Source organism: Peptoniphilus sp. DNF00840 (assembly GCF_001553125.1).
Lineage (GTDB): Bacteria > Bacillota > Clostridia > Tissierellales > Peptoniphilaceae > Peptoniphilus_A > Peptoniphilus_A vaginalis.
Window position 1 is genome coordinate 1 of sequence record NZ_KQ960187.1, and the last position, 1,530, is coordinate 1,530.

General features: G+C 29.7%; 2 protein-coding genes. Both read right to left on the reverse strand.

Annotated elements, in window-relative coordinates; all coding sequences use genetic code 11:
- Window positions 1–96: 96 nt before the first annotated feature.
- Entirely contained in the window at window positions 97–1,011 is a 915-nt protein-coding gene (locus tag HMPREF1864_RS00540; RefSeq protein ID WP_369817824.1) for an IS3 family transposase, read from the reverse strand.
- Window positions 954–1,511 carry a helix-turn-helix domain-containing protein gene (locus HMPREF1864_RS00545; RefSeq protein WP_062570896.1) on the reverse strand — a complete coding sequence of 186 codons (558 nt, stop codon included), beginning with the start codon at window positions 1,509–1,511 and terminating at the stop codon, window positions 954–956. Before HMPREF1864_RS00545 ends, HMPREF1864_RS00540 begins: the two co-directional genes overlap by 58 nt.
- Window positions 1,512–1,530: the final 19 nt, after the last annotated feature.

Below are 1,530 nucleotides of genomic sequence, written 5' to 3' on the forward strand. Positions count from 1 at the left end.
TGGTGACCCCATAAAGTTGGACCTAATACCAGGACTGGTAGTTTACTAGTTCTGGTATTATTTTATTGCTTTCCACCCCTAGGGGTGGAAAATTTTTTATGCTGCGTTTAACTTTCTATATTCCACTGGACTTAAATATCCTAATTTTTCTTTTATTCTGTCTTTATTGTAATATTCTATATACTCTTCTATTGTTTCTTTTAATTCTTCATATGAATAGAATTTTTTGCCATAGTAGATTTCTTGTTTAAGTATCCCGAAGAAGTTTTCCATTGGGGAGTTATCTAGGCAATTTCCCTTTCTTGACATCGATTGGGTTATCCCTTCTTTTTCAAGTCTTGATGTATATTGTTTTATTTGATAAGCCCATCCTTGGTCTGAATGAAAGATCCTCTTATTCTTGTTAGTGCTTGTTATTTCTATTGCTTTGTCTAAGGCTTTTAGTATTGGTTCTAGTGTTGGTTGTTTTGATATCTCATAGGATATTATTTCACCATTATACATATCTAAATATGGATTTAGATAAAGTTTTTTTACTTGATAGTTGTCTTTTGTATCTTTTTCTAGATACTTAAATTCTGTTGTATCTGTTGTTATATATGTGTAGGCTTTTTCTACTTTAAAGTTTCTATTTATTTTATTGTCTGCTACTCTACCTATTGTTCCTTTGTATGATGAGTATTTTCTTGTTTTCCTTGAGAAGCTTGTTACTTGAAGTTTTAGCTTTTGTACTAGTCTTTGAACTTTCTTTTTATTTATCAAAAGTCCTGTTTTCTTTAACATTGCTGTTATTCTTCTGTATCCATAGTTTGGATTACCTTTTCTAATCTCTAGTATTTTCTTCTCTACTTGCTCATCTTTGTTTGGTATGTCTAAGCGTTGTTGCCAATACATGTAGCTTGATTTTGGAAAGTTAAAGTATTCTAAAAGATCCTTTAGTTTGAATTTATCTCTTAATGATCTAATGACCTTAGATATTCGTCTATTTCTGTTTCTGTCATTTGAGAGAATTGAATCTTTTTTTTTAGAATTTCTACTTCCATTTGAAGATAGTAGTTTTCTTTTCTTAGTTTTTCTAATTCACTCAATTCTTTTTTTGTTTTATTATGTTTGTTTTTTAAATCTTTATTTTTATCTGTATTTGGCATATTTGAAGGTCTTCCTCTCTTTTTTGGTTTCAGTCCTTCTATGCCTTCGTCTCTAAATTCTTTTACCCATCTAGCTATCATGGATGGATTACTGATTTTAAGTTCATTTGCTAGGCTTTGATAGGACATTTCTCCTGTTAAATACAAGTCTACTACATTTAGTTTTAAGTCTAAAGAGTAGTTATTATTTTTTCTTGATACTTTTAGTCCTTCATAGCCTTGAGATTCATAAGCATTAACCCAAGTTCTAACGATATGTTTATCTGGTATGGAGTATTTTTTCGCTAAGTCTTTGTAACTTACATTTCCTTCAAGATATTCTTTTACTACTTTAATCTTAAATTCTGTTTTGTATTTTGCCATTTAAAAACTGACCTCCTTA

Coding starts and splice junctions, on each gene's coding strand:
- HMPREF1864_RS00545 (WP_062570896.1), bottom strand. CDS start 1,511: ATGGCAAAATACAAAACAGAATTTAAGATTAAAGTAGTAAAAGAATAT.